This window comes from Parabacteroides sp. CAG:2 (genome assembly GCF_000436315.1).
GTDB lineage: Bacteria > Bacteroidota > Bacteroidia > Bacteroidales > Tannerellaceae > Parabacteroides > Parabacteroides distasonis.
Genome location: NZ_FR885314.1, coordinates 1 through 978, shown reverse-complemented (window position 1 = coordinate 978; position 978 = coordinate 1). Strand labels below are relative to the sequence as shown.

At 37.3% G+C, this 978-nt stretch carries 1 protein-coding gene; it reads left to right on the top strand.

Annotated elements, in window-relative coordinates; all coding sequences use genetic code 11:
* Nucleotides 1–155 precede the first annotated feature (155 nt).
* A partial coding sequence (locus QVP94_RS13235) for a mechanosensitive ion channel family protein (protein WP_288213280.1) occupies nt 156–978 on the top strand: 823 nt, incomplete at its 3' end.

Genomic DNA, 978 nt, shown 5'->3' with positions numbered 1-978 from the left:
TACAGAAATAAGTAAAAAACAAAAGGGGCTATCCGACTTTTTGGACAGCCCCTTTTCGTTTATGTTCTTATTATTTGGGTTATTTTTATTATAAATAACACAAGTTTATAATGGGGTTTTGTTAATTTTGTCGCTCATTTTGTTTTAGATTAGAGATGTTTTTGAATATTCTATTATCAACGAAGTTGGATTTGTTTTTAGACAAGTTGCTGGATTTTAGCGTAGATGCCGGTAAAAACATTTTTATTGCTTGTCTTATTTATTCAATCGGGTGTTTTATAATCAAACAGATAAACAGGCTGGTCGCTAAAATTCTGGAAAAACGAAAAGTGGAACCAAGCGTGCAGACTTTTCTGAAAAGCTTGGTGAAAATTCTACTTAATATGATTCTGGCTTTTGCGGTAATAAGCAAGCTGGGAGTGGAAACCACCAGTTTTGCGGCTTTGATGGCTTCTGCCGGTGTAGCTATCGGTATGGCACTTTCAGGAAACTTGTCCAACTTTGCAGGAGGACTGATAATTTTGGTATTCAAACCATTCAAGGTTGGAGATTATATAGAAGGCCCTGACGTAAACGGAACAGTGAAAGAAATACAAATATTCCATACGATACTCTCGACTCTTGATAATCGTATGATATATGTCCCGAACGGGATTTTGAATAATAACGCCATCACCAATTATAGCAAGCAAGAAACACGGCGTGTTGATTGGGTGTTCGGTGTTGAATATGGAGAAGTAATAGGGAAAGTAAGGGCTGTTATACAGCGAATTATCAAAAACGATCCACGTATATTGGATACACCAGCCCCACTTATTGCTCTTTCCACATTAAATGCGAGCAGCGTTGATATTACCGTCCGTGTCTGGGTAAAAGCCAGCGATTATTGGAGTGTGTTATTTGATATTAACGAGATTGTATATGATACATTCAATAAAGAGGGTATCAATTTCCCATTCCCACAGCTTACGGTTCATC